General features: G+C 58.3%; 18 protein-coding genes and 1 pseudogene. 11 read left to right on the forward strand and 8 right to left on the reverse strand.

Annotation, left to right across the window (positions count from 1 at the left end; all coding sequences use genetic code 11):
- Nucleotides 1-92 precede the first annotated feature (92 nt).
- From KGB27_RS01955 to KGB27_RS01990, 8 genes are read left to right on the forward strand one after another with little or no spacing between them, the layout of a single operon-like run.
- Nucleotides 93-1,355, forward strand: a complete 1,263-nt coding sequence (locus tag KGB27_RS01955; protein ID WP_223552891.1) for a serine hydrolase domain-containing protein — start codon at nt 93-95, stop codon at nt 1,353-1,355.
- A complete protein-coding gene (locus KGB27_RS01960) occupies nt 1,327-1,749 on the forward strand; it encodes a hypothetical protein (protein WP_223552893.1) in 423 nt (140 codons plus the stop codon). Before KGB27_RS01955 ends, KGB27_RS01960 begins: the two co-directional genes overlap by 29 nt.
- Nucleotides 1,746-2,678, forward strand: coding sequence for a metal ABC transporter solute-binding protein, Zn/Mn family (locus KGB27_RS01965; RefSeq protein WP_223552903.1), 933 nt, complete (start codon nt 1,746-1,748; stop codon nt 2,676-2,678). Before KGB27_RS01960 ends, KGB27_RS01965 begins: the two co-directional genes overlap by 4 nt.
- Entirely contained in the window at nt 2,675-3,382 is a 708-nt protein-coding gene (locus tag KGB27_RS01970; RefSeq protein WP_411736692.1) for a metal ABC transporter ATP-binding protein, read from the forward strand. The genes KGB27_RS01965 and KGB27_RS01970 overlap by 4 nt, the downstream gene beginning before the upstream one ends.
- Nucleotides 3,379-4,284, forward strand: a complete 906-nt coding sequence (locus tag KGB27_RS01975; protein WP_223552907.1) for a metal ABC transporter permease — start codon at nt 3,379-3,381, stop codon at nt 4,282-4,284. The genes KGB27_RS01970 and KGB27_RS01975 overlap by 4 nt, the downstream gene beginning before the upstream one ends.
- A gap of 35 nt (nt 4,285-4,319) precedes the next feature.
- Entirely contained in the window at nt 4,320-5,276 is a 957-nt protein-coding gene (locus KGB27_RS01980; RefSeq protein ID WP_223552909.1) for a metal ABC transporter solute-binding protein, Zn/Mn family, read from the forward strand.
- A 30-nt stretch (nt 5,277-5,306) separates the two neighbouring features.
- Nucleotides 5,307-5,630, forward strand: a complete 324-nt coding sequence (locus tag KGB27_RS01985; protein ID WP_223552911.1) for a hypothetical protein — start codon at nt 5,307-5,309, stop codon at nt 5,628-5,630.
- A gap of 8 nt (nt 5,631-5,638) precedes the next feature.
- The gene (locus tag KGB27_RS01990) at nt 5,639-6,463 is read left to right on the forward strand and encodes a DUF4198 domain-containing protein (RefSeq protein ID WP_223552913.1); all 825 of its coding nucleotides are present in this window, start codon (nt 5,639-5,641) and stop codon (nt 6,461-6,463) included.
- A 15-nt stretch (nt 6,464-6,478) separates the two neighbouring features.
- Here KGB27_RS01990 and KGB27_RS01995 read toward each other — a convergent pair whose 3' ends face one another.
- Together KGB27_RS01995 and gabP are read right to left on the reverse strand one after the other, a co-directional pair.
- Entirely contained in the window at nt 6,479-7,564 is a 1,086-nt protein-coding gene (locus KGB27_RS01995; RefSeq protein ID WP_223552914.1) for a GlxA family transcriptional regulator, read from the reverse strand.
- 109 nt (nt 7,565-7,673) lie between these two features.
- Nucleotides 7,674-9,080 (reverse strand): GABA permease, encoded by a 1,407-nt coding sequence (gene gabP, locus KGB27_RS02000; RefSeq protein WP_207284318.1) that lies wholly within the window; start codon nt 9,078-9,080, stop codon nt 7,674-7,676.
- Nucleotides 9,081-9,508: 428 nt separating this feature from the next.
- Between gabP and KGB27_RS02005 the strand changes: the two genes are divergently transcribed.
- The gene (locus KGB27_RS02005; protein ID WP_223552915.1) at nt 9,509-10,375 is read left to right on the forward strand and encodes a patatin-like phospholipase family protein; all 867 of its coding nucleotides are present in this window, start codon (nt 9,509-9,511) and stop codon (nt 10,373-10,375) included.
- A 49-nt stretch (nt 10,376-10,424) separates the two neighbouring features.
- On the opposite strand, the gene KGB27_RS31500 is transcribed toward KGB27_RS02005, so the two are convergent.
- From KGB27_RS31500 to KGB27_RS02030, 6 genes and pseudogenes are all read right to left on the reverse strand, one after another.
- Entirely contained in the window at nt 10,425-11,246 is an 822-nt protein-coding gene (locus KGB27_RS31500; RefSeq protein ID WP_411736694.1) for a methyl-accepting chemotaxis protein, read from the reverse strand.
- Nucleotides 11,247-11,282: 36 nt separating this feature from the next.
- Nucleotides 11,283-12,098: pseudogene (locus KGB27_RS31505) on the reverse strand (cache domain-containing protein); the annotation flags it as partial.
- An 80-nt stretch (nt 12,099-12,178) separates the two neighbouring features.
- The gene (locus KGB27_RS02015) at nt 12,179-13,432 is read right to left on the reverse strand and encodes an OprD family porin (protein WP_223552921.1); all 1,254 of its coding nucleotides are present in this window, start codon (nt 13,430-13,432) and stop codon (nt 12,179-12,181) included.
- Between the two features lie 91 nt (nt 13,433-13,523).
- Complete coding sequence (locus KGB27_RS02020) at nt 13,524-14,828, reverse strand: CitMHS family transporter (protein ID WP_008041516.1); 1,305 nt, start codon at nt 14,826-14,828, stop codon at nt 13,524-13,526.
- Nucleotides 14,829-14,968: 140 nt separating this feature from the next.
- A complete protein-coding gene (locus KGB27_RS02025; RefSeq protein ID WP_192227181.1) occupies nt 14,969-16,300 on the reverse strand; it encodes a dicarboxylate/amino acid:cation symporter in 1,332 nt (443 codons plus the stop codon).
- Nucleotides 16,301-16,344: 44 nt separating this feature from the next.
- Nucleotides 16,345-17,427, reverse strand: a complete 1,083-nt coding sequence (locus KGB27_RS02030; RefSeq protein WP_223480008.1) for a 4-oxalomesaconate tautomerase — start codon at nt 17,425-17,427, stop codon at nt 16,345-16,347.
- 167 nt (nt 17,428-17,594) lie between these two features.
- Between KGB27_RS02030 and KGB27_RS02035 the strand changes: the two genes are divergently transcribed.
- Entirely contained in the window at nt 17,595-18,485 is an 891-nt protein-coding gene (locus KGB27_RS02035) for a LysR family transcriptional regulator (protein ID WP_032832639.1), read from the forward strand.
- A gap of 183 nt (nt 18,486-18,668) precedes the next feature.
- Nucleotides 18,669-19,571 carry a universal stress protein gene (locus KGB27_RS02040; RefSeq protein ID WP_192227180.1) on the forward strand — a complete coding sequence of 301 codons (903 nt, stop codon included), beginning with the start codon at nt 18,669-18,671 and terminating at the stop codon, nt 19,569-19,571.
- Nucleotides 19,572-19,703 lie beyond the last annotated feature (132 nt).

The raw sequence follows: 19,703 nt of genomic DNA on the forward strand, positions 1-19,703 counted from the left end.
CGCGTGATCAGGCCCGATCCCACGCGCCCAAAAAATTTCCACCTTGCAAACTTCCCCCTGACAAAACAACAAGAAACAATAGGAAGGTGTTTATGCCAATGCTCCCTCGCCATCCATCGCTCGTTAAGCGCAGCCATCTTCAAGTGGTGGTGTGTGTTTCGACACTCGCGCTATCGTTGACCGCCTGGGCGGCCACTCCTGGTCCCACGAAGTCCTACCAACAACCTGCGCTGGAGCCGATTGGCGAAGTGCAGGCCATTTATGACGGCAATCTCAGCGAGGACCTGGCCGTCACTACCTTTCGCAATACTGATCGTTTGTTTCCTGTGCGGGCCATCAAGGCGGGCAGCCACCCTTTCCCGTTACCGCGCAGCGGCACGCCACTCGGCCCGGTTGCCTTTGACTATAAAGGCAAGCGCTACAGTCTCGATGACTACGTTGCGCTGAATCGGGTAACAGGCCTGTTGGTGCTCAAGGACGGTAAAATCGTGACTGAGCGATACGAAAAAGGTAATACCGCCGGCACCCGCTGGATGTCGATGTCGGTGGCGAAATCTATCACCTCTACCCTCGTGGGCGCTGCATTGCAGGACGGCGCCATCAAAAGCCTCGATGACAAAGTCACCCACTATTTACCCGCGCTGGCCGGTAGCGGATACGACCAGGTCACCGTACGTCAAATTCTGTCCATGCGCTCCGGAATCAAATGGAACGAGAAATACACTGATCCAACATCAGACGAACGACAGTTGATCAAGCTGCGAATCGAACAAGTGCCTGGATCGCTCCTCAAGTTCATGGCAAGCCTGCCTACCGCTGCACCTCCTGGCACTCGCACCAACTACAGCACCGGTGAAACGCAAGTCTTGGGACAACTGGTCAGCGCCGCCGTGGGCAAGCCACTGACGCAATACCTGAGCGAAAAGATCTGGGTTCCCTATGGCATGCAAACCGATGCCAAATGGTGGCTCGACGGCCCCAATGGCAATGAAGTGGGCGGCAGCGGAATCAGTGCAACCCTTGAAGATTACGGGCGTTTTGGCCAGTTTTTCCTCAGCGGCGGCAAGGCCGGTGCACAGCAAGTGCTGCCTGAAGACTGGATGAGCTTCGCCAGCGCGACCACTGGCACAGATGCGGCCTACGGTGACTTTGCCAACATGTGGTGGCCAGGCTGGACCGATGCTTCCAAGGCCGATAAAGCCTTTACTGCTGCAGGCACTTTTGGTCAGTACCTCTACATCAACCCGACCAAAAATGTGGTGATTGTAGTGTGGCAAGCACAGACCAAACCCACCGGTGGTGAGGTTATCGACGACATGGTCGCCTTTGACGCCATCAGCAATACCCTTCAGTAATCGGTTTCTCGGGTTCTGGAAGACCAATGGCGAGGTGCACTGGCAATTGATTCTGCCCGGCACCCACCAGGCCCATGCGGTTTCCGCCGACGCTGTCCCCCCTGCAGACCAGACCGCCAACAAGGTATCGCAAGCCACCCAGGGCCAGGGCGCTACCGTCTACTACGGCTCCGCCGGGCGCGCGCCGGGCCAAAGCGCCTACCTGCTCGTCATCGGTCACGCACATGCCGGTGTCATGTGGGCCAACCAAGCGGCGATCTGGGTCCACCACAACCCGAACGCGCCCTACCCCGGCATCGTCAAGCCCGAATCGCTGGTCGGCGAAGGCTGGCGCCAGGTCATCCCTTACAACGGTGCCAGCGAAGTCGAACGCGTAAAAGGAACTCAGCCATGACCGTTTCTACGAAACACCGCGCACGGTGGCGCCGATGCATCGCGCTGTTGCTGCTGATACCCGCCATCGCTCTCGCAGGCACCACACCCTCTTCGGGCAAGAGGCTCAAAATCGGCATCACACTGCATCCCTACTACAGCTTCGTGGCAAACATCGTCGGTGATCGGGCGGAGGTCGTTGCGCTCATCCCGGCTGAGGCGAATCCGCACAACTACCAGCCGCAGCCCGATGACATCACCCGCGCGATGAATATCGATGTTCTGGTGGTCAACGGCATCGGACACGATGAATGGGCCTTTCAAATCATCAAGGCCGCCGGTCGCGAGGCAAACCTGCCGATTATCCAGTCCAATGCCTCGGTTGCCCTCATTCCCATCGGTGGCGATCAGGGCGGCGCCAAGGTGGTCAATCCGCATACCTTCGTATCCACCACGGCAGCGATACAACAGGTCTTCGAGATCACTCGCCGATTGGGGGAGCTGGACCCGGACAACGCTGCAGCCTATCGACAAAACGCCCTGGCCTATGCCGCGCGCATCCGGGAGCTACGGGCCGGCTTCATGACCCGCTTCGCCGCGCTGGATTTGTCTTCGTTCCGGTGCGCAACAACGCACGCGGGCTACGACTACCTGATGCAGGAGTTCGGCCTTTTTGTGAGCGCCGTAATCGAACCCCGTCACGGCGTTGCGCCGACTGCACGCCAATTGGCCAACACCATCGACGCGATCAGGAAGGCCAATGTACGTGTGCTTTTCGCCGAGAAGAATTTCTCCCTCGACCTCGCAAAGCCTATCGAGGCAGCCACCGGCGTGAAGGTCTTCGCGCTGTCTCACATCACCGGCAATACCTATAGCGCGGACGAATTCGAGGTGGCCATGCGCGAAAACCTCGAGACCTTGGCCGAAGCCGTTGAGTTTACGCAGCGATGAACGCGATGAATGAGGAACAAGCGATGCGCGGCCCCGCCATAGTGTTCGATAACGTCTCCCTGCAACTGGGAGGTACGCAAGTGCTCGACGAGGTGAGCTTCCGCGTAGAAGCCGGTGCGCTGCACTGCCTGGTAGGCCCAAACGGCGGCGGCAAGACTTCACTCGTGCGCTCGCTGCTGGGCCAGATGCCGCATTCGGGGACGGTCCGGTTCGAGGGCCAGGTCACGACCCCCATGGGGTATGTCCCGCAATTGCCGGACTTCGACCGCAACGTGCCGATGACGGTCAACAATATCATGGCCCTTCTCGGTCAACGCAGGCCGGCCTTCCTCGGCTCAAGCCGATCCGCCAGGGCGGCCAATGCCCAAGCCCTGGAGCGTACCGGCGTGGCCGGAATGGGTGAAAAACCCTTTGGCAGCCTGTCCGGTGGCCAGCGTCAGCGAGTGCTGCTGGCCCAGGCGATCAGCCCGGCGCCCTGGTTGCTGATCCTCGACGAACCGACTGCCGGCATCGACGAACCGGGTGTGCGCCTGGTGGAGGCGCTGGTGGCCGAGCTGCACGGACTCGGCGTCACCATCCTCTGGATCAACCATGACCTGGAACAGGTCAGGCGCATCGCGCAATCGGTGACCGTTATCAACCGGCGAGTGCTGTTTCATGGTCCGCCCGACCAGGTCGCCTACCCACTGGAGGCGACTCAATGAGTGCCCTGTACGAATTGATTCGCAACCAGCTCCAGGCGCTCGCCGCGAGTGGCATCCTGCCGCAACCGTTCGAGTACGAATTCGTGATCAATGCGCTGCTCTGCGCAGTGCTCATCGGGCCGCTGCTGGGTGTGCTGGGCTCGATGGTGATGATCAAGCGCATGGCGTTCTTCAGTCAGTCCGTCGGCAATGCGGCGATGACCGGCGTTGCCATCGGCGTGTTGATCGGCGAGTCCTACACCTCCCCCTACTTCTCAATGTTCGGCTTCTGCCTGCTGTTCGCCCTGACGCTTAAGTACACGCAGCACCGCACCACGCTGGCCAATGACACGCTGATCGGCGTGTTCTTGTCCATCTCGCTGGCGGTCGGGGCCTCGTTGTTGCTGTTCGTGTCGGCGAAGATCAACACGCACGTGATGGAAAGCGTGCTGTTCGGTTCCATCCTGGCGGTCGATCACACCGACATGAACGTGCTGCTTGCCGTCACGGCGACCTGTGCTCTGGTTGGCCTGCCACTGTCCAACGGCATGCTGTTGGCCAGCCTCAATCCGAGCCTGGCGCATGCTCGCGGCGTGCGAGTGCGAAGCGTCGAGTACCTGTTTGTCGTACTGGTCACCCTGGTGACGGTAGCCTGCCTGAAAATCATCGGCGCAGTGCTCGTCGAAGCCCTTCTGCTCATACCCGCAGCGGCAGCACGCAACATCAGCCGTTCGCTCCCGGGGCTGGTCGCGCGCGCCATCCTGATCGCGACCTTTTCCTGCGTGGTTGGCATCCTGGCCCCCATGCAATTCCACATACCCGTACCGACGGGCGGCGCAATCGTGATCGTCGCCGCGTTGGTGTTCGTCGTCACCACCGTCATCCGCGCTACCGCGTCCCGGTTCAGAGGTGCCAGCGTATGAAATGGCTTTGCATGTCACCTCGACCCTGGCTAGCGATGCTGGTGCTGCTGCTGGGCAATCCGCTTTCTGCCTTCGCGGATACCGACAGGCAGCAGGTGCTTGTCGCACTGCCGGCGGTGTACGCGCTCACCTCGACACTCAGCGACGGCACGACCCTCGAGGTCGTCCGTCTTCCGGCAGATGCTGCCGTGCCCATGGAAAGCCAGGCCAACGCGTTGTCGCGCGTGGAGCCCGCCGTGTTCCGGCAGGCCACCGCCGTGGTTACCCTGGGCAGTCTCTGGCGCGCTGATCCGCTTTATGCGACTGCACGTCGCCACAATCTGCGGATCGTCGAAATCGATGCCTCGCGCTCATGGGACACCGTCAAGCCCGGCGTCGCCGTGACCCGCGTGCCGTCGAACGACGTTCCCTGGGCCGCCGCGCGCGATGTCGATAGGGGCCTGTCGCCGTACGCCTGGCTCGGCCCCGTCAACGCCATGCGCATGTCGGCGCTTATCGCTGCCGACCTGGCACGCCTGTCACCCTCCGATGCGCCTCGGATCGAGCGCAACCTCGCCGCACTCGAAGGCCGATTGCGCCAGCTCAAGGCCAACTACGGTGCCCGGCTGGTGACAGTGGCGGATTTGCGCGTGCTGTCGCTGGCCGAAGAGTTCACCTACCTGTTCGGCGAGTTCGGCATTTTTGTCGACGGCTGGTTCGTCCGACAAGACATCGACTGGAGCGACGCCGACCGCACCGCACTGACCCGATACCTGCGCGAGCGTGACATCCACATGGTGGTCCACAAGTGGGCTCCGGACGCCAGGATCGCCAAGGCCATCGAGGATGGCGGCGCACGGTTGCTGATACTGGATGCGGGCAACCCGGGAATGCTTGCCGACGCGACCAACAGGTACGAAGCACTCCTGAGTTCGAACCTGGATGCCTTGCTGGCGGCCTTTGCGCCGGCTGGCAACAACACGAGAGTCGATGACAAATCGACGCTCCAATGATCAACCTCGACCCTGGAAATCGAAGACCTTATGAAAACCCTAGGTTCAGCACATCGGATACTGATAGTCGGCGCACTGGTGTTCTGCCAGGCAGCCTTCGCCCATGGCCCGGTCTTCGACTGCTACATCGAGAGTGATGACCTGGTGAAGTGCGAGGCGGGTTACACCGACGGCAGCTCGGCCGCCGGCAGAAAAATCCATGTTCAGGACGCAAGCAACAAGGTGTTGCTCGACGGAATCGTCGGTCAAGACAACACCTACACATTCCAGCCACCCGCTGGACAATACTCCGTTGTGTTCATGGGCGGCGACAACCATCAAGCCACGATTCAGTCCTCCGACATTTCAAGGTGAAATCGACCATGCCGATCAAACGACGACTGCTCCAAGCCCTTGCCGCTGCTACATTCGGCTGTTTGACCGGCGCAGCACAGGCCCATTTCCAGATGCTCTACGTCGAGGAAACGGCGTTGCCGCGCGCGGACAGCCTGGAGTTCGCGCTAGTGTTCACGCACCCCTTCTCCGGCGGCCCCACCATGGCCATGGATGAACCTCGCGCCTTCAGTCACATCAGCTCCCACGGCGGGGAAAAAATCGATCTGCGCAAATACTTGCGCCCTGTCCAGTGGCAGAGTCGCGATAACCGAACGAGCGCCTATCGTGCGTCGATTCCACGGGAGTTGGTGCGCTCACTGGGTGACCATATCTTCGTACTCGAACCCGAGCCGTACCTGGAAACCGAGGAAGATGCCTACATCCAACAGTTCACCAAGCTGATCGTGAACGTGGGCGGAGTGCCCGGCAACTGGGCAGAACCACAGGGGTTGCCGGTTGAGATCCAGCCACTGAGCAAGCCTTATGCAAACTGGACGGGCGGAGTGTTTCGCGCCTTGGTGCTGGCTGACGGCAAGCCCGTGCCGTTCGCCGAGATCGAAATCGAATACGTCAACCATTCCGTCGATATCGAGAAAAACGCCTTCGGCCAGCAAGACTATGTAACGGCACCTCAAGCTTCATTCAAAGCCCTGAGCACGTATGCGGATTCCGAAGGCATCGTGACCATCGGCCTGCCCCGGGCTGGCTGGTGGGGCATTGCAGCGCTCGACATCGGTGCAACGAAAACCCATAAGGGCAAACCCCTGTCGCAAGACGCGGTGCTGTGGGTACAGGCCAGAGACATGAAATGACACAAGCCCGCTTGTTCAGGATTTCATAATCTTGATACTTGCGAACGTTGACTCATCACGCGCCTGATCCAGCAAATTCATCGGCCTTGTCGGCGGAAGTACTTGCAGAGTCGGACTTGCTGCCACTTGCGGTTGCGCCACCAGGCGCTCATCGCTGGGTGGAATGCCGAAACACTCGCGATAGCACTTTGAGAAATGGGGGGTGGACACAAAGCCGCACACCACCGACAACTCTACGATGGAGATCGGCGTTTGCTTGAGCAACTGACGTGCGCGGATCAGGCGCAATTTGAGGTAATACCGCGACGGCGAGGAATGTAGATATTTCTGAAACAACCGCTCGAGCTGTCGACGGGACAAGCCAACATAACTCGCCAGTTCGTCGAGCTCGATCGGCTCTTCCAGATTGGCGTCCATCAAGGCGACGATTTCCTGCAACTTCGGTTGATGGGTGCCGAGCATGTGCTTGAGGGGCACTCGTTGGTGATCCTGCTCGGTGCGGATTCGCTCGTAGACGAACATCTCGGAAATGGCCGCTGACAGTTCATGACCATGATCGCGACTGATCAGGTGCAGCATCATGTCCATTGGCGCGGTTCCACCGGAGCTGGTGAAGCGGTCCCGGTCGAGAGTGAATAAACTGGAGCTGAGGTTCACGCGCGGAAAAGCTTCCTGCATGGCGGCCAGAAATTCCCAGTGCACGCTGCAATCGAACCCGTCGAGCAAGCCTGCCTGGGCCAAGGCCCAACTGCCTGTGCACACGCCCCCGATCCGCTTCGAGCGTCGCGCCTGGGCTCGCAACCAGACAACGTGCTCCCGGGTCACGGTGCTTTGAATGCCGATGCCTCCGCAGACAATCACGGTATCAAGCATCGGTGCGTTATTGATCGATGCATCCGGAGTGATCGGCATGCCGTCGCTTGCCCATACCTGCTCGCCTCCCAAACTGAAAGTGTGCCAGCGATACAGCTCCTGACCGGTCAGCTGGTTGGCCATTCGTAGCGGCTCTACAGCAGAGGCCAGAGAAATCAAAGTGAATTGGTCCAGCAGCAAAAAACCAATGGTTTGGGGAGAAACGGCCCTGGGGGTGTCATATGCCATCGAAGATTATTCTCCCAGTGAGCGGTAATGGCCCGTGGCGCGGGCGGTTTTACCGCCCCACCACTGCTCGCGTACTTATAAGATCGCAAGCAGGTTTACGCTGAAGCGGCTATGCACTTTCCGCCGCCACCACCCTCTGCGGCTGCCCGTGGTGACGCGTGGTCACAAGGCCGATAAAGGAAATCACCAGCGCCAGGACGATGGTCGAAGAAACCTCCATACGGTGCTCGGGCGTCACCATCATCACCGCCAACGCTGCGCTGATGAAGGCGATGACGAACCAGGTCAGCCAGGGAAACAACCACATCTTGAAGGTCAGCGTGACGTTCTGCCGACGCAGAATCCTGCGCATGCGCAATTGCGACACGGCGATAACCAGGTACACCAGCAACGCAATGGCGCCAGAGCTGGCGAGCAGAAACTGGAATAAACCGGCAGGCATGAAGTAGCTGAACAAGGTCACCCCGGCACCCAGCACAGTGCTGGCGATTACCGCAGCCCTCGGCACACCCGCCGACGACGTCACCTTCAATGGTTTCGGTGCATCACCGCGCTTACCCAGCGAAAACAACATGCGCGAGGAAATATAGATCGACGAGTTCATGCAACTGGCCACGGCAATCAACACCACCACATCTACCAGCAACTTGGCATGGGGAATGTTCATCAGCTCCAGTGCCCGCTGGTAAGAGCCGACAGACGCCAGCAACGGATCATTCCAGGGCACCACGGAAATGACCACGAAAATGGACAGCAAGTAGAACACCCCGATGCGCCAGATCACCGAGCGTGTGGCTTTGGCGATGTTCTGAGCAGGGTTGCTGGATTCGGCGGCCGCAATGGTCACCGCTTCCGTACCGATGAAGCTGAACATGATGGTGATGAATGCGCCGACGACCGCTGACAAACCGTTGGGCGCAAACCCGCCATATTCGTCCATGAGTCGACTCAACCCGCTGGCTTCCCGCTCGGGAATCCACCCCATCAGCACCGCAAAACCAAGGCCGATAAACCCGATGATCGCCACGACCTTGGCCATCGCAAACCAGAATTCGAACTCGCCGTATTTGGACACGCTGAAGAGATTGGTCACGACCAGCAGGATGATCGACAGCAAGGCAAACAACCAGGTATCGATCTGTGGGAACCATTGGTTCAATACATGCCCGGCCGCGAGCGCCTCGATGGGGATCACCAGCACCCAGAACCACCAATACAGCCAGCCGATGGTGAAGCCAGCCCAACGCCCGATGGCCTGGTCTGCATAGGTGGAAAAGGATCCGGTGTCCGGGTTGGCAACCGCCATTTCGCCCAGCATGCGCATGACCAGAACGACTAAAAGGCCGGAGAACAGATACGCCAGCAATACCGCCGGACCGGCGGCAGCGATGGCATGTCCCGACCCGACAAACAAACCTGCTCCGATAATCCCCGCGATGGAAAGCATAGTGACGTGGCGCGGCTTGAAACCCTGTGCCAACTGACCGTTCGAATCTTTAGAGTTCAGGCTATTCATTGTTTTTTTTTGTTCTCTGGTGATCGACGTTAGAGCGTGCTGACTGAGGGTCAGGCGATCATCATTTCTTCCTGTTGCCCCTTATCGAAAGCGGCGAACCTCAACGCTTCTGAGCATTTCCCATCAGTCATCGTGACTGCACAGCCATTAAATGACGCGTCACCTTACGCGTCCAGTCTTCAACGCAAGTAGCCCGAGCGCGCCACCTGTGAGTCTGATATCGACATGCGCCAGCGTGACAATCCATTACCGATTTACTACCTCGACGAAGGTAGCCAACAGCTGATCCCTCTTCTATAGGCACGTTCCATCCAACCGGTGCAGGCGCATCGGTTGGAGAGGATGACTCCGTAGTCTGCCTTCACGGAATTCAGCGCCACCCCGTCAGCTACACTCATTCGATACATCTCCGCACAGAGACTTCGACCATGGTCACCAAAACCGCAATCGTATTCGCTGGCGGCGGCAGTTTGGGTGCGGTGCAGGTGGGAATGTTGCGGGCCCTGGTCGAGGCCGATGTTCGATTCGACATGGTCGTCGGCGCTTCGGTAGGCGCTATCAACGGTGCCTACTTTGCCGCAAGGCCCGATTCCGAGGGTGTCGAGGCGCTCGCCGGATTTTGGCGTGGGCTGAGTAAAACTGACATCTTTCCCCTCTCCTGGATCGACACCTGCAAAGGACTGATCAAACGGCGTGGCTTTTTATTGCAGCCGGCGGCGTTACACCGATTGCTGGGACAGGCACTTCCCATTCATCGCATCGAAGAAGCGACGCTGCCTCTGCACATTGTCACCACCGACCTGCTCAGTGGTGCCGAGACGGTTCTGTCCAGTGGCGACCTCGAGCAGGCGTTGTTGGCCAGCGCTGCCATTCCGCTGGTGTTCCCCTGCGTGCAAATCGCCGATCAGTTCCTGGTTGATGGCGGCGTGGCAAGCAATACACCTATTTCGACGGCCGTAGCCTTGGGAGCCACCAACGTCGTGGTCATCCCCACCGGCGTGAGTTGCGCCCTGACACAACCGCCCCGGGGCCTGGTCGCCTTGGCCCTGCACACCGTCAACCTGATGAGCATGCGTCAACTGGTGAGCGACATCGAACACTTCCGCGCTGTCACCAGCCTGCACATCGTCCCGCCGTTGTGCCCTGTGGATGTCTCGGTGTTCAACTTTGACCAGACCGAGTCTTTGCTGCAGCGTGCCTATGTGCAGACTCTTCGGTGGCTGGAACGTGGGGGGCTCGAGCACACCAAGGTACCGGGGGCCCTGACCCTCCATTCACATGCCCATGAGCATTGAGTAATGTGAATGACCTGTCGCCCTGTCTAACCGCCCTGCTCCCTCGGCATCAAATTTTGAACTGTCCGAGCAAGCTTTGCAGACGATTACCGATCATATACAGCTCATCGACGGTCTTGACCCCGCTCTTGGTCTGGTTGGCAACGGAGTCAATGGCCCGCGCGATCTGATGCACCCCGCGGTTGATTTCTTCAGCCACCGAAGTCTGTTCCTCCGCAGCGCTCGCGATTTGTGCGTTCATCGCGTTGATGGTCGCGATCAGTTCGACTGTGTTGCCCAGGAACTCGCCCGCCTGATCGGCCTGAGCGTTAGCGCCTTGAGCCGCTTTGGTGGATTGATGCATTGCACTGACCACGCCATCAGTCGTGCCCTTGAGTCGCTCAACCATCGCCTGGATTTCCTGGGTGCTGCGCTGAGTACGGCTGGCCAACGCGCGCACTTCATCGGCAACCACCGCAAACCCTCGCCCGGCAGCACCGGCACGAGCGGCTTCGATAGCCGCATTGAGTGCCAGGAGGTTGGTCTGCTCGGCAATCGAGCGGATCACATCCAGCACGGTGACGATAGAAGTCACATCGCTTTGAAGGCTCTTCATGGCGAGACCACTCTCATCAAGCTCCACGGTGAGTGCCTGAATTCGAGTCATGCTGCCATTGACGATTTGCCTCGCGTGCCGGGACTGCCTGTCAGTTTCGACGGCGGCGTCGGCAGCGTTTTGTGCGCTGACCGATACTTCCTGTGCCGCCGATGACATCTCATTTATCGCCGCGGCCACCTGGTCGGTTTCGTGGCGCTGCTTATCCATGGCACGGTCAATATGTCTGCTCTGCTCGGCCACATGGCTCACAGATCCATTCAACTGCTCGCTCATGGCGACGATCTGGCTGACGAGGCTGTGAATCTGATCGATAAACGCATTGAACGAACCGGCAAGTTGCCCAAGCTCATCTCGACTGACCACGGGCAGACGCCGCGTCAGATCGCCCTCGCCCGCAGCGATTTCATCAAGGTGGGCCCGGATCAGGGTCAAGGGACGCAAACTGCGCTTGACCAGCAGTAAAGCCAACACACCGATAATGCCAACCAGCACACAAGCAATGATGGCGATGCTGAACATCAAGCTGTGCACCCGCGCATCAACATCCGCCCGCACCTTGGCGACCTGAACGTCGATACTGTCCAGGTTGATCGCCGTGACCACGACCATGTCCCACTTGGGCAAATAAAAACTGTACGCGAGCTTCGCCACCACCTTATCGGTGTTGACCAGCCCTCCTGAATAGGTGACGAAGTGAGTCTCATTTTTTGCCGCAGCGACCATTTCGCGGTTCAAGTATTTCCCGTTGATGTCTTTGCGATCACTCATGTTGGCACCGACGCCTTCGCTGCTGTCACCGCGAAACAGGCGTACAACCTGGCTGTCATAACCGATGAAATAGCCGTCATCGCCATACTTCATTTTCGACAAGCGGCTGATCGCCAAGGCTCGGCTGGACGGATCCCCGGCAGCAGCCCGATCATAAAGTTCGGCTATGGAAGTGCGAGCAATGCTCGCGTAATCCTTGAGCCGAGTGCGGCTCTCTTCAAGCAGTCGCTCGCGGGTCTGAGCGACTTCTTGTTCGGCCTGGGACTGCAAAGTGCCGCGGGTGCTCAAACCTGAAACCAGGGCAAACAGCATTACCGGAAACAAGGTCAGCAACAGTATTTTGGTTTTAAACGACATCGTTGAAATCCTTCACCCAATCCTGTGAGGCCGAGGCTGAAAAGGCGGCCTGCGAATATCGCGAGGCCGCGATCAGGGAATCACCAGAGCGCGATGTCGTAGGTAAAGTAGATCCGGTTGCTGTCTCGGCCACGGGAATAATCAGAGCGATAAACATAGTTGCGCAACCGCACACCCAAGCCCTTGAAGGTGCCTTGTTGCACGACATAAGCCAGTTCGGCGTCACGTTCCCACTCTTTTACCGTGGTGTTGGACTTACCGTCGTTGCCGCTCAGATAGCGAGTAGAGAACGTCAGGCCCGGCACGCCGAGGGCGGCAAAGTTATAGCCGTAATTAAGCATCCAGGTTTTTTCATCTTCCTCGATGAACTTGCCTATCCCGGCGTTGCTGAACGAATAAACCGTTGCGCCACTGATAAAGGGCAGCCCTGCATCACCACTGAGGGTCTGATAGCCGCCGCCGAATGTATGGCCGGAAATGGCGTAGGACAGTTGCCCGCTCAGCATGTTGTTGTCGATCTTGCCACCGTAGGCCGAGCCGGTATCGACACTGTTGAAGTAGCGCAAGTCACTGGTCAGCACGCCGCCGCCCAAGGGTAGATCGTGCTGGATACCTGCAAAATTCTGACGGTAAAAGTTTTCCAGCTCACCGTAGAAGTAACTCAAACGAACGCTCTTCCCCAGCTTGTATTCGGCCCCTGCATAGCTGAAGTCCCCTGATTTATCTCCACCGTAACCGTCGGGCACAATCGGCATGCTGTCGGTGGAATCGCGCAGTTTGAATCGATCCAGGTAGCCCCCGGTGAGGGTGAGGTTTTCGATGTCGATGCTACTGATCTGCGTGCCTTGGTACGTTTGCGGCAACAGACGCGCGTCGTTGTAGATCAGCACCGGAGTCTTGGGTAACAAGGTGCCGTATTTGACTGTGGTCTTGGCCAGTTGGGCCTTGGCAGTCATCCCCAGGCTTGCAAACTCGTCTGCCGCACGACCGTCATCATGGACGGGCAGCAAACCCGTACCGCTGCGGCCACGGCCGGAGTCGAGCTTGACCCCGACCAGGCCAAGGGCATCAACACCAAACCCGAGGGTGCCGGGGGTAAATCCCGACTGGTAATCCAACAGAAATCCCTGGGCCCATTCGGTTCGTTCGCTCTTCGCCGTCCTTGCCGACTTGGCACTCAAGCCATGCTCGTCGCGGAAGTTTTCATTGAAATAGACGTTGCGCAATTGCAGTTTGAGCTTGCTGTCATCGATAAATCCTTCTGCGCTGGCACTGGCCAGCGGCAAAAAACCAAGAAGTGAAAACAGCGCCCGTTGGGTATGCAAAGTGGTCATGGAAAACTACTCATTGTTGTTATTTGGGGTGCAGAACAGCGCGCGCCTCGCTGGCGAGGCGCCTTGGGAGAAAACAGGTGGCTTGGGTGAGTCAGGTGAAGAGACTGATCGCCCCGGTCAGCAGGGCTAGCGCGGTGATGACCAGTGAAGTGAGTACCGCCCATTTGACGGTGGCTTTCTGGAAGTCGCCGATATCGCGATCGACCATCCCCACCAGCAACAGGGTTGAGGCGACCAGCGGACTCATCAGGTGTACTGGCTGCCCGAGAATCGACGCGCGGGCGATTTCCACCGGATCAATGCCATACGCCGCAGCGGCATTCGCCAGAATGGGCACCACGCCAAAGTAATAAGCATCGTTGGACAGAACGAACGTCAGCGGCATGCTGGTAATCGCCACCACCAGCGGGAACAGATGCCCCCAGGACGGCGGAATCCAGTCAACCAGGGTTTGCGCCAGGGAGTCGACCATCTTGGTGCCGGAGAAAATCCCGGCAAAGATGCCGGCGGCAAACACCAACAGTACGACAGTCATGGCGTTGCCCGAATGGGCGAGGATGCGTTCCTTCTGAATATCCAGTTGCGGATAGTTGATCATCAGCGCCAGTACGAAGCCGATCAGGAACAGGATCGCGGAATGCATGATCCCCATCACCAGTGCGACCATCACCGCGATCACCAACAGCAGATTGACGTAGGCCAGTTTCGGTCGCTTGTGTGGCGTGTCTTCAAGAATCGCCTTGATGTAGCAATCTCCCCCGCCGCTTTCCAACTGGATATTGCCGATCCGTTTGCGCTCGGCACGGCCCAGCAGAAACGCGGTGAACACCACCCACATGGCGCCGCCAATCATGGTCGGCAGCAACGGTACGAAGTATTCACCGGCATCCAGGCCCAGCGCCGCGATCGCTCGGGTCGCCGGCCCTCCCCAAGGCGTCATGCCACTCATGATGCTCAGAGAAAGCATGGCGATGGTCGCCAGAATCATCGGGTTCATCCCGATACGTTTGTACAGGGGCAGCATTGCCGCACAGGTGATCATGTAGGTGGTGGTGCCATCACCGTCCAGGGCCACCAGCAGCGACAGCAACGCTGTGCCGACAGCGATTTTCATCGGGTCGCCGTTGACGCGTTTGAGGATCTTGCGAATCAGCGGGTCAAACAGACCGGCGTCGATCATCAAGCCGAAAAACAAGATCGCGAACAGCAGGAGCGCGGCCGAAGGAGCGACCATTTTCAAGCCGTCGAGCATCATCTTGCCGGTAGTGCCACCGAAACCGCCAATGACGGCAAACACAATCGGCACCACCGTCAGCGCGACAATCGGCGATAACCGTTTGGTCATTATCAGGACGGTGAAGACCACCACCATGGCCAATCCAAGCAATGCGAGCATAGGTCAGTTCTCTTGTTCTTATGAGTAGCGTGGCCGACGCACAGGCGCGCGACCCCGTCCCCGCCAGACGGCACGATCAACGGTGCCTGGCGGGAGTTATTCATTGAGGTATTTAAGGGGCTGGATTCAGCCTTGAGCGGTCAAGCGTGTTCGGTGACCTTCAGGCCATCCCAGTCGGGGTTCTGGACTTGGGCTGGGGGTGCAGCGGGCGAAGGTTTACCGTCCAGAGTCCGCATCAGTGTTTCGCGATCACAGGCGTTCTCCGAGATGGACATCACCACGGTAGCCACGGCGTTGCTTGCCAGACTGGTCAAAGCCCGGGCTTCCGACATGAAACGGTCGATACCGATCAGCAAGGCAAGGCCGGCCAAGGGAATGTCATGGATCACTGTCAGCGTCGAAGCCAGTGCGACAAAACCGGCGCCGGTGACGCCCGCGGCACCCTTGGAGGACAACAGCATGATTGCCAGCATGGTCACGGTCTGTGTCAGGCTCAGTTCGATGTTGCAGGCCTGAGCAATGAATACCGCTGCCAGCGAGAGGTAGATGGCCGTACCGTCGAGGTTGAACGAATAACCCGTTGGCAACACCAGCCCCACCACGCCTTTCTTGCAACCCAGGGCTTGCAGCTTTTCCAGCATCCGCGGCATCACCGGCTCAGTGGAGGAAGTCCCGAGCACCACCAGGAATTCTTCGCGGAAGTAGCGCAGCAACTTCCACAGACTGAAGCCATTCGCCCGGCAAATGCTCCCCAGCACCACAAAGACGAAGAAGGCGCAGGCGACGTACAACGTCATGATCAGCTTGGCCAACGAGCCCAGCGATGTAATACCGTACTGGCCCACGGTGAACGCCAAGGCGCCAAAGGCACCGATCGGAGCGAAGCGCATCAGGTAGGAGAAGATCTTGAACACCATATGCGAGGCGGATTCCAGTACATCCAGCACCGGCTTGCCACGCTCGCCTATGGCCGACAGCGCGAAACCGCAAAGCACCGCGATGAACAACACCGGCAGTACTTCACCTTTATTGAAGGCACCGATGAACGTGTCGGGGATGATGTGCATGAAAAACTCGACCACTCCCAGCTTCGCGGCCGAATCGGTGTACTGCGACAAGCCCTTGGTGCTCAACTGGGTGGGGTCGATGTTCATGCCCACACCGGGTTTGAACAGGTAGACCGACACCAGGCCAATAATCAGGCTGATCACGGTCAACGCCAGGAACAGCAGCATGGTCTTGCTCAACAGGCGTCCGAGGGAGCGTTTATCGCTCATACCCGCGATACCCGTGACGATGGTGCAGAACACCACCGGAGCGATCATCATCTTGATCAGTTTGATGAAGGCATCACCCAGCGGCTTCAAGGCGATGGCCTGCTGCGACCAAAAATGTCCGACCAGTACGCCCAACAGCACGGCGCAGAGAATCTGAAAGTAGAGCGATTTTACAACTTTCATGGCATCACCCATTTTTAGAATTGTGCTGATGCAAAAACGGCAATGACTAGGGGACGTTATCCGGCGAGTCGTTGGGAAGCCGCGGCGTAGACAAAACCAGAGAACAGCCTGCGCGATGTACGCACTACCGAAGCACGAATGGTCTCACCCTGAGCGCCGGTGTAGGACAATACGACATCTATTCCACCACTTGGGTGTTCAATGCGTACTTGCTGCAAGCGCGGCTCGCTAACCCCGCCGAGCAATTGCGCGACCACACTGCCTTCAGTGACACAAGCAGTGGCCAGGCCGATGGAGCCGGTGATCGCCAAGGCCCGGTGGCAATTGTGTGGCATGAAGTAGCGCACCTGGATTGTTCCGCCAGCCTTGGCCGGTGAAACCAGTACAGGCTTGGGGATCACTTTGTCGCTGACATCACCCAGGCCCATTGCCAGGCCAGCTTGCAGTCGCAAGGACTCCAGGCGACGCAGGAACTCTTTGTCGGCATCCAGCTCAGCAGGACTTTCATCACCGCGCTTACCCAACTGGCCAGCTTCGACGATCATCATCGGCATCGCCATGTCGATGCAGGTCACTGCAATACCGTCGATCAGATCCTGCGTTTGCCCGGTCGGGAAAAGCTTGCCCGTCTTGCTGCCCGCCGCATCCAGGAAGGTCAGTTGTACAGGAGCGGCGGTACCCGGCACACCATCGATGGCGGTGTCGCCTTCATAGCTGACCTTTCCACCCGGGGTCTGTACCTCGGCGTTCACAAAAGTCCCCGTGTTGAGGTTGCGAATACGCACACGGGTCAGGTCTTTAGTGCCTTTTACCAGCCCCTGCTCGATGGCGAACGGGCCAACGGCGCAAAGCATGTTGCCGCAATTGGGCGCGGTGTCGACTCGACGCTGGGAGACCATGACTTGAACGAACAGGTAGTCGACATCCGCGTCAGGATGCAGCGACGGGCTGACGATCGCCACCTTGCTGGTTTGTGGACTACCGCCACCGATGCCGTCAATTTCCAGCTCATGGCCAGAACCCATAAGGTTGAGCAGCAGCTCATCACGGTCTTCGATCGCAACAGGTAGATCCCAGGCGAGAAATACCGGGCCCTTGGAAGTACCACCGCGCATTAGCACACAGGGAATTCGTTGCATGAATACTGACTCTTGTTGATCAATGGGGGTTATTGATGTCTTGTGAGCAAGAGTCGCAGGCTTTAAAAATTGTTTCCAATGCAAATATCAGCCTGATTATTGCGTTTAGCGCATGACGAATCTAGGATGACCAGGCTGAACAACGCTCGTCTGCCGAGATAAAAAAAGTGAATTATGAGCTCAATGACATCCGATCTTTCGTGAAGATCGCGGAACTTGGAAGCTTCCACGAAGCTGCCGATGCATTGCATCTCTCTCAACCTGCGTTGAGTCGGAGAATGAAAAAGCTTGAAGAGGGATTGGGAACAGCGCTTCTTGATCGCACGACAAGAAGGGTAAGCCTCACCAGCGTTGGGCGAGACTTCCTGCCCAAGGCACGACGCCTACTGGATGACTTCGACGACTCGATACTTAACATCCGCGAGCTGGCGGAGCGGCAGAGCGGTCGCGTCACCCTCGCCTGCATCCCCACCGCAGCCTTCTACTTCCTCCCTTCGGTCATCCGCCTCTACAACGAGCGCTATCCGCAAATCCGCATTCGTTTGCTTGATCTCAGTGCGAACGAAGGACTGGAGGCTGTTCTGCGTGGCGAAGCCGACTTTGGCATCAACATGATGAGCGGCCAGCACCCGGACATTGAGTTTGTGCCGTTGGTCAACGAGCCTTTTGTTTTGGCGTGTCGACGCGATCATGAGCTGGCCGGGCGCAGTTCGGTCACCTGGTCTGAACTGAGCAATTACCGCCTTATCGGGGTCGGTCGCCTGAGCGGCAACCGCATGTTGCTGGACCACGCGTTGTCGGGTTTGAGCTGGCGTCCACAGTGGTTCTATGAGGTACAACACCTGTCTACTTCGCTGGGCTTGGTAGAAGCTGGCCTAGGCGTTTCGGCAATGCCGAGCCTCGCAATGCCGGCGGTGGATCATCCAACCTTGGTGAGCGTCCCCTTGATAGAGCCTGTCGTGAACCGATCGCTGGGACTGGTTTACCGAAGAGGCGCCTCACTCTCTCCGGCAGCGGAAAAATTCGTCTCGATACTGCTGGAACAGTGGGAGCAATGACCCCTCTCGTCCTGCCTGCTTTAATAAGTGCATAGGGCAACTCGTCCCGCGCGCGCTCACTGAATGCAGGCGTATATTGGTATTGGCGATCCAGGAAGTTGAGGCCGTAGGGGTCGCCAATGGTGTAGAGGATGAGAGTGCTGGCAAAAACCAACGGATAACCCGGAATGCTGGAGGTGCGACATGAGCCAATATCAACGCCTCTTTCTGATTGTCGGTCCAACCATGCGTCACACGCCGGCGATGGAGCGGGCAGTCGCACTTGCCAAAGCCACTGACGCAGTGCTGCATATCGCGGTGTTCATTGAAGACGTCGACATCTTGGGGTTGATGAGCGGGAATGAGCAATTTCGCGAGATCTGTCAGCAAGAGAACCAGAAGTGGCTGCAAGATGAAGCCCAACTGATACGTGGCAATGGCATTGCGGTGACCACCGAAGTTGTATTGGCTCGGGACGTACTTCAAGAAATCCTTCAGCATGTGAAAGACTTGCAACCGGACCTGGTTATCAAGGACGTACACCACGAATCAGCACTCAAACGCGTATTCGTCACGCCGCTGGATTGGCATCTGCTGCGCGATTGCCCGGTTGCTGTTCATCTGGTCAGCGAAGTCAGGTGTCCACTTCCGCGGGTGATTGTGGCGGCAGTGGATTTGTCGCATCCAGAACACCAGATTAACGACCTCAATGACCGGATCATCGTGGCTGCGCAGCGGATGGCCATGCAGTGCGATGCAGAGCTGCACCTGCTGCACGCCTTCGATCCATCGCTGACACATATCTCTGACGCCGGTGCCGGCGCCGTGACGATGCCGGGCTTCAGCACCGATGTACGCCGGTCACTGAACAAGTCCTTCATTACGCTGGCTGAAAACTACCGCGTGCCCTCTGAACGACAACACTTCATTGAAGGGCCGCCCACCAAAGTGATGTCCGACTTCGCGGCCCACACCCGAGCCGATGTGATCATCATGGGCGATACGCACCGTAAAGGGCTGCACAAGCTGATTGGCAGTACTACAGAGCACGTGTTGTATAAGGTGCCCTGCAATGTTTTGGCAATTAAGGCGCAGGTAGATCAGTAACGGATCGGCTTTCAGTGCACGACGGCAGCGTTGGCGGCCGAACAGGCCGCGACGCTCGGCCCGCTAAATGGGTTTTTGTGAATTTCAGTCTATTCTTCCGCCTTCGAGAGCAGTTTTTCGATTAACGGCCTG

It is taken from the genome of Pseudomonas sp. BF-R-01 (assembly GCF_019946615.1).
Taxonomy (GTDB): Bacteria; Pseudomonadota; Gammaproteobacteria; order Pseudomonadales; family Pseudomonadaceae; genus Aquipseudomonas; species Aquipseudomonas migulae.

Excerpts from the sequence above, each read along its gene's own strand:
- KGB27_RS01955 (WP_223552891.1), top strand. The coding sequence starts at position 93 with ATGCCAATGCTCCCTCGCCATCCATCGCTCGTTAAGCGCAGCCATCTT.
- KGB27_RS01965 (WP_223552903.1), top strand. The coding sequence starts at position 1,746 with ATGACCGTTTCTACGAAACACCGCGCACGGTGGCGCCGATGCATCGCG.
- KGB27_RS01970 (WP_411736692.1), top strand. The coding sequence starts at position 2,675 with ATGAACGCGATGAATGAGGAACAAGCGATGCGCGGCCCCGCCATAGTG.
- KGB27_RS01975 (WP_223552907.1), top strand. The coding sequence starts at position 3,379 with ATGAGTGCCCTGTACGAATTGATTCGCAACCAGCTCCAGGCGCTCGCC.
- KGB27_RS01980 (WP_223552909.1), top strand. The coding sequence starts at position 4,320 with ATGCTGGTGCTGCTGCTGGGCAATCCGCTTTCTGCCTTCGCGGATACC.
- KGB27_RS01985 (WP_223552911.1), top strand. The coding sequence starts at position 5,307 with ATGAAAACCCTAGGTTCAGCACATCGGATACTGATAGTCGGCGCACTG.
- KGB27_RS01990 (WP_223552913.1), top strand. The coding sequence starts at position 5,639 with ATGCCGATCAAACGACGACTGCTCCAAGCCCTTGCCGCTGCTACATTC.
- KGB27_RS01995 (WP_223552914.1), bottom strand. The coding sequence starts at position 7,564 with ATGGCATATGACACCCCCAGGGCCGTTTCTCCCCAAACCATTGGTTTT.
- gabP (WP_207284318.1), bottom strand. The coding sequence starts at position 9,080 with ATGAATAGCCTGAACTCTAAAGATTCGAACGGTCAGTTGGCACAGGGT.
- KGB27_RS02005 (WP_223552915.1), top strand. The coding sequence starts at position 9,509 with ATGGTCACCAAAACCGCAATCGTATTCGCTGGCGGCGGCAGTTTGGGT.
- KGB27_RS31500 (WP_411736694.1), bottom strand. The coding sequence starts at position 11,246 with ATGAGCGAGCAGTTGAATGGATCTGTGAGCCATGTGGCCGAGCAGAGC.
- KGB27_RS02015 (WP_223552921.1), bottom strand. The coding sequence starts at position 13,432 with ATGACCACTTTGCATACCCAACGGGCGCTGTTTTCACTTCTTGGTTTT.
- KGB27_RS02020 (WP_008041516.1), bottom strand. The coding sequence starts at position 14,828 with ATGCTCGCATTGCTTGGATTGGCCATGGTGGTGGTCTTCACCGTCCTG.
- KGB27_RS02025 (WP_192227181.1), bottom strand. The coding sequence starts at position 16,300 with ATGGGTGATGCCATGAAAGTTGTAAAATCGCTCTACTTTCAGATTCTC.
- KGB27_RS02030 (WP_223480008.1), bottom strand. The coding sequence starts at position 17,427 with ATGCAACGAATTCCCTGTGTGCTAATGCGCGGTGGTACTTCCAAGGGC.
- KGB27_RS02040 (WP_192227180.1), top strand. The coding sequence starts at position 18,669 with ATGAGCCAATATCAACGCCTCTTTCTGATTGTCGGTCCAACCATGCGT.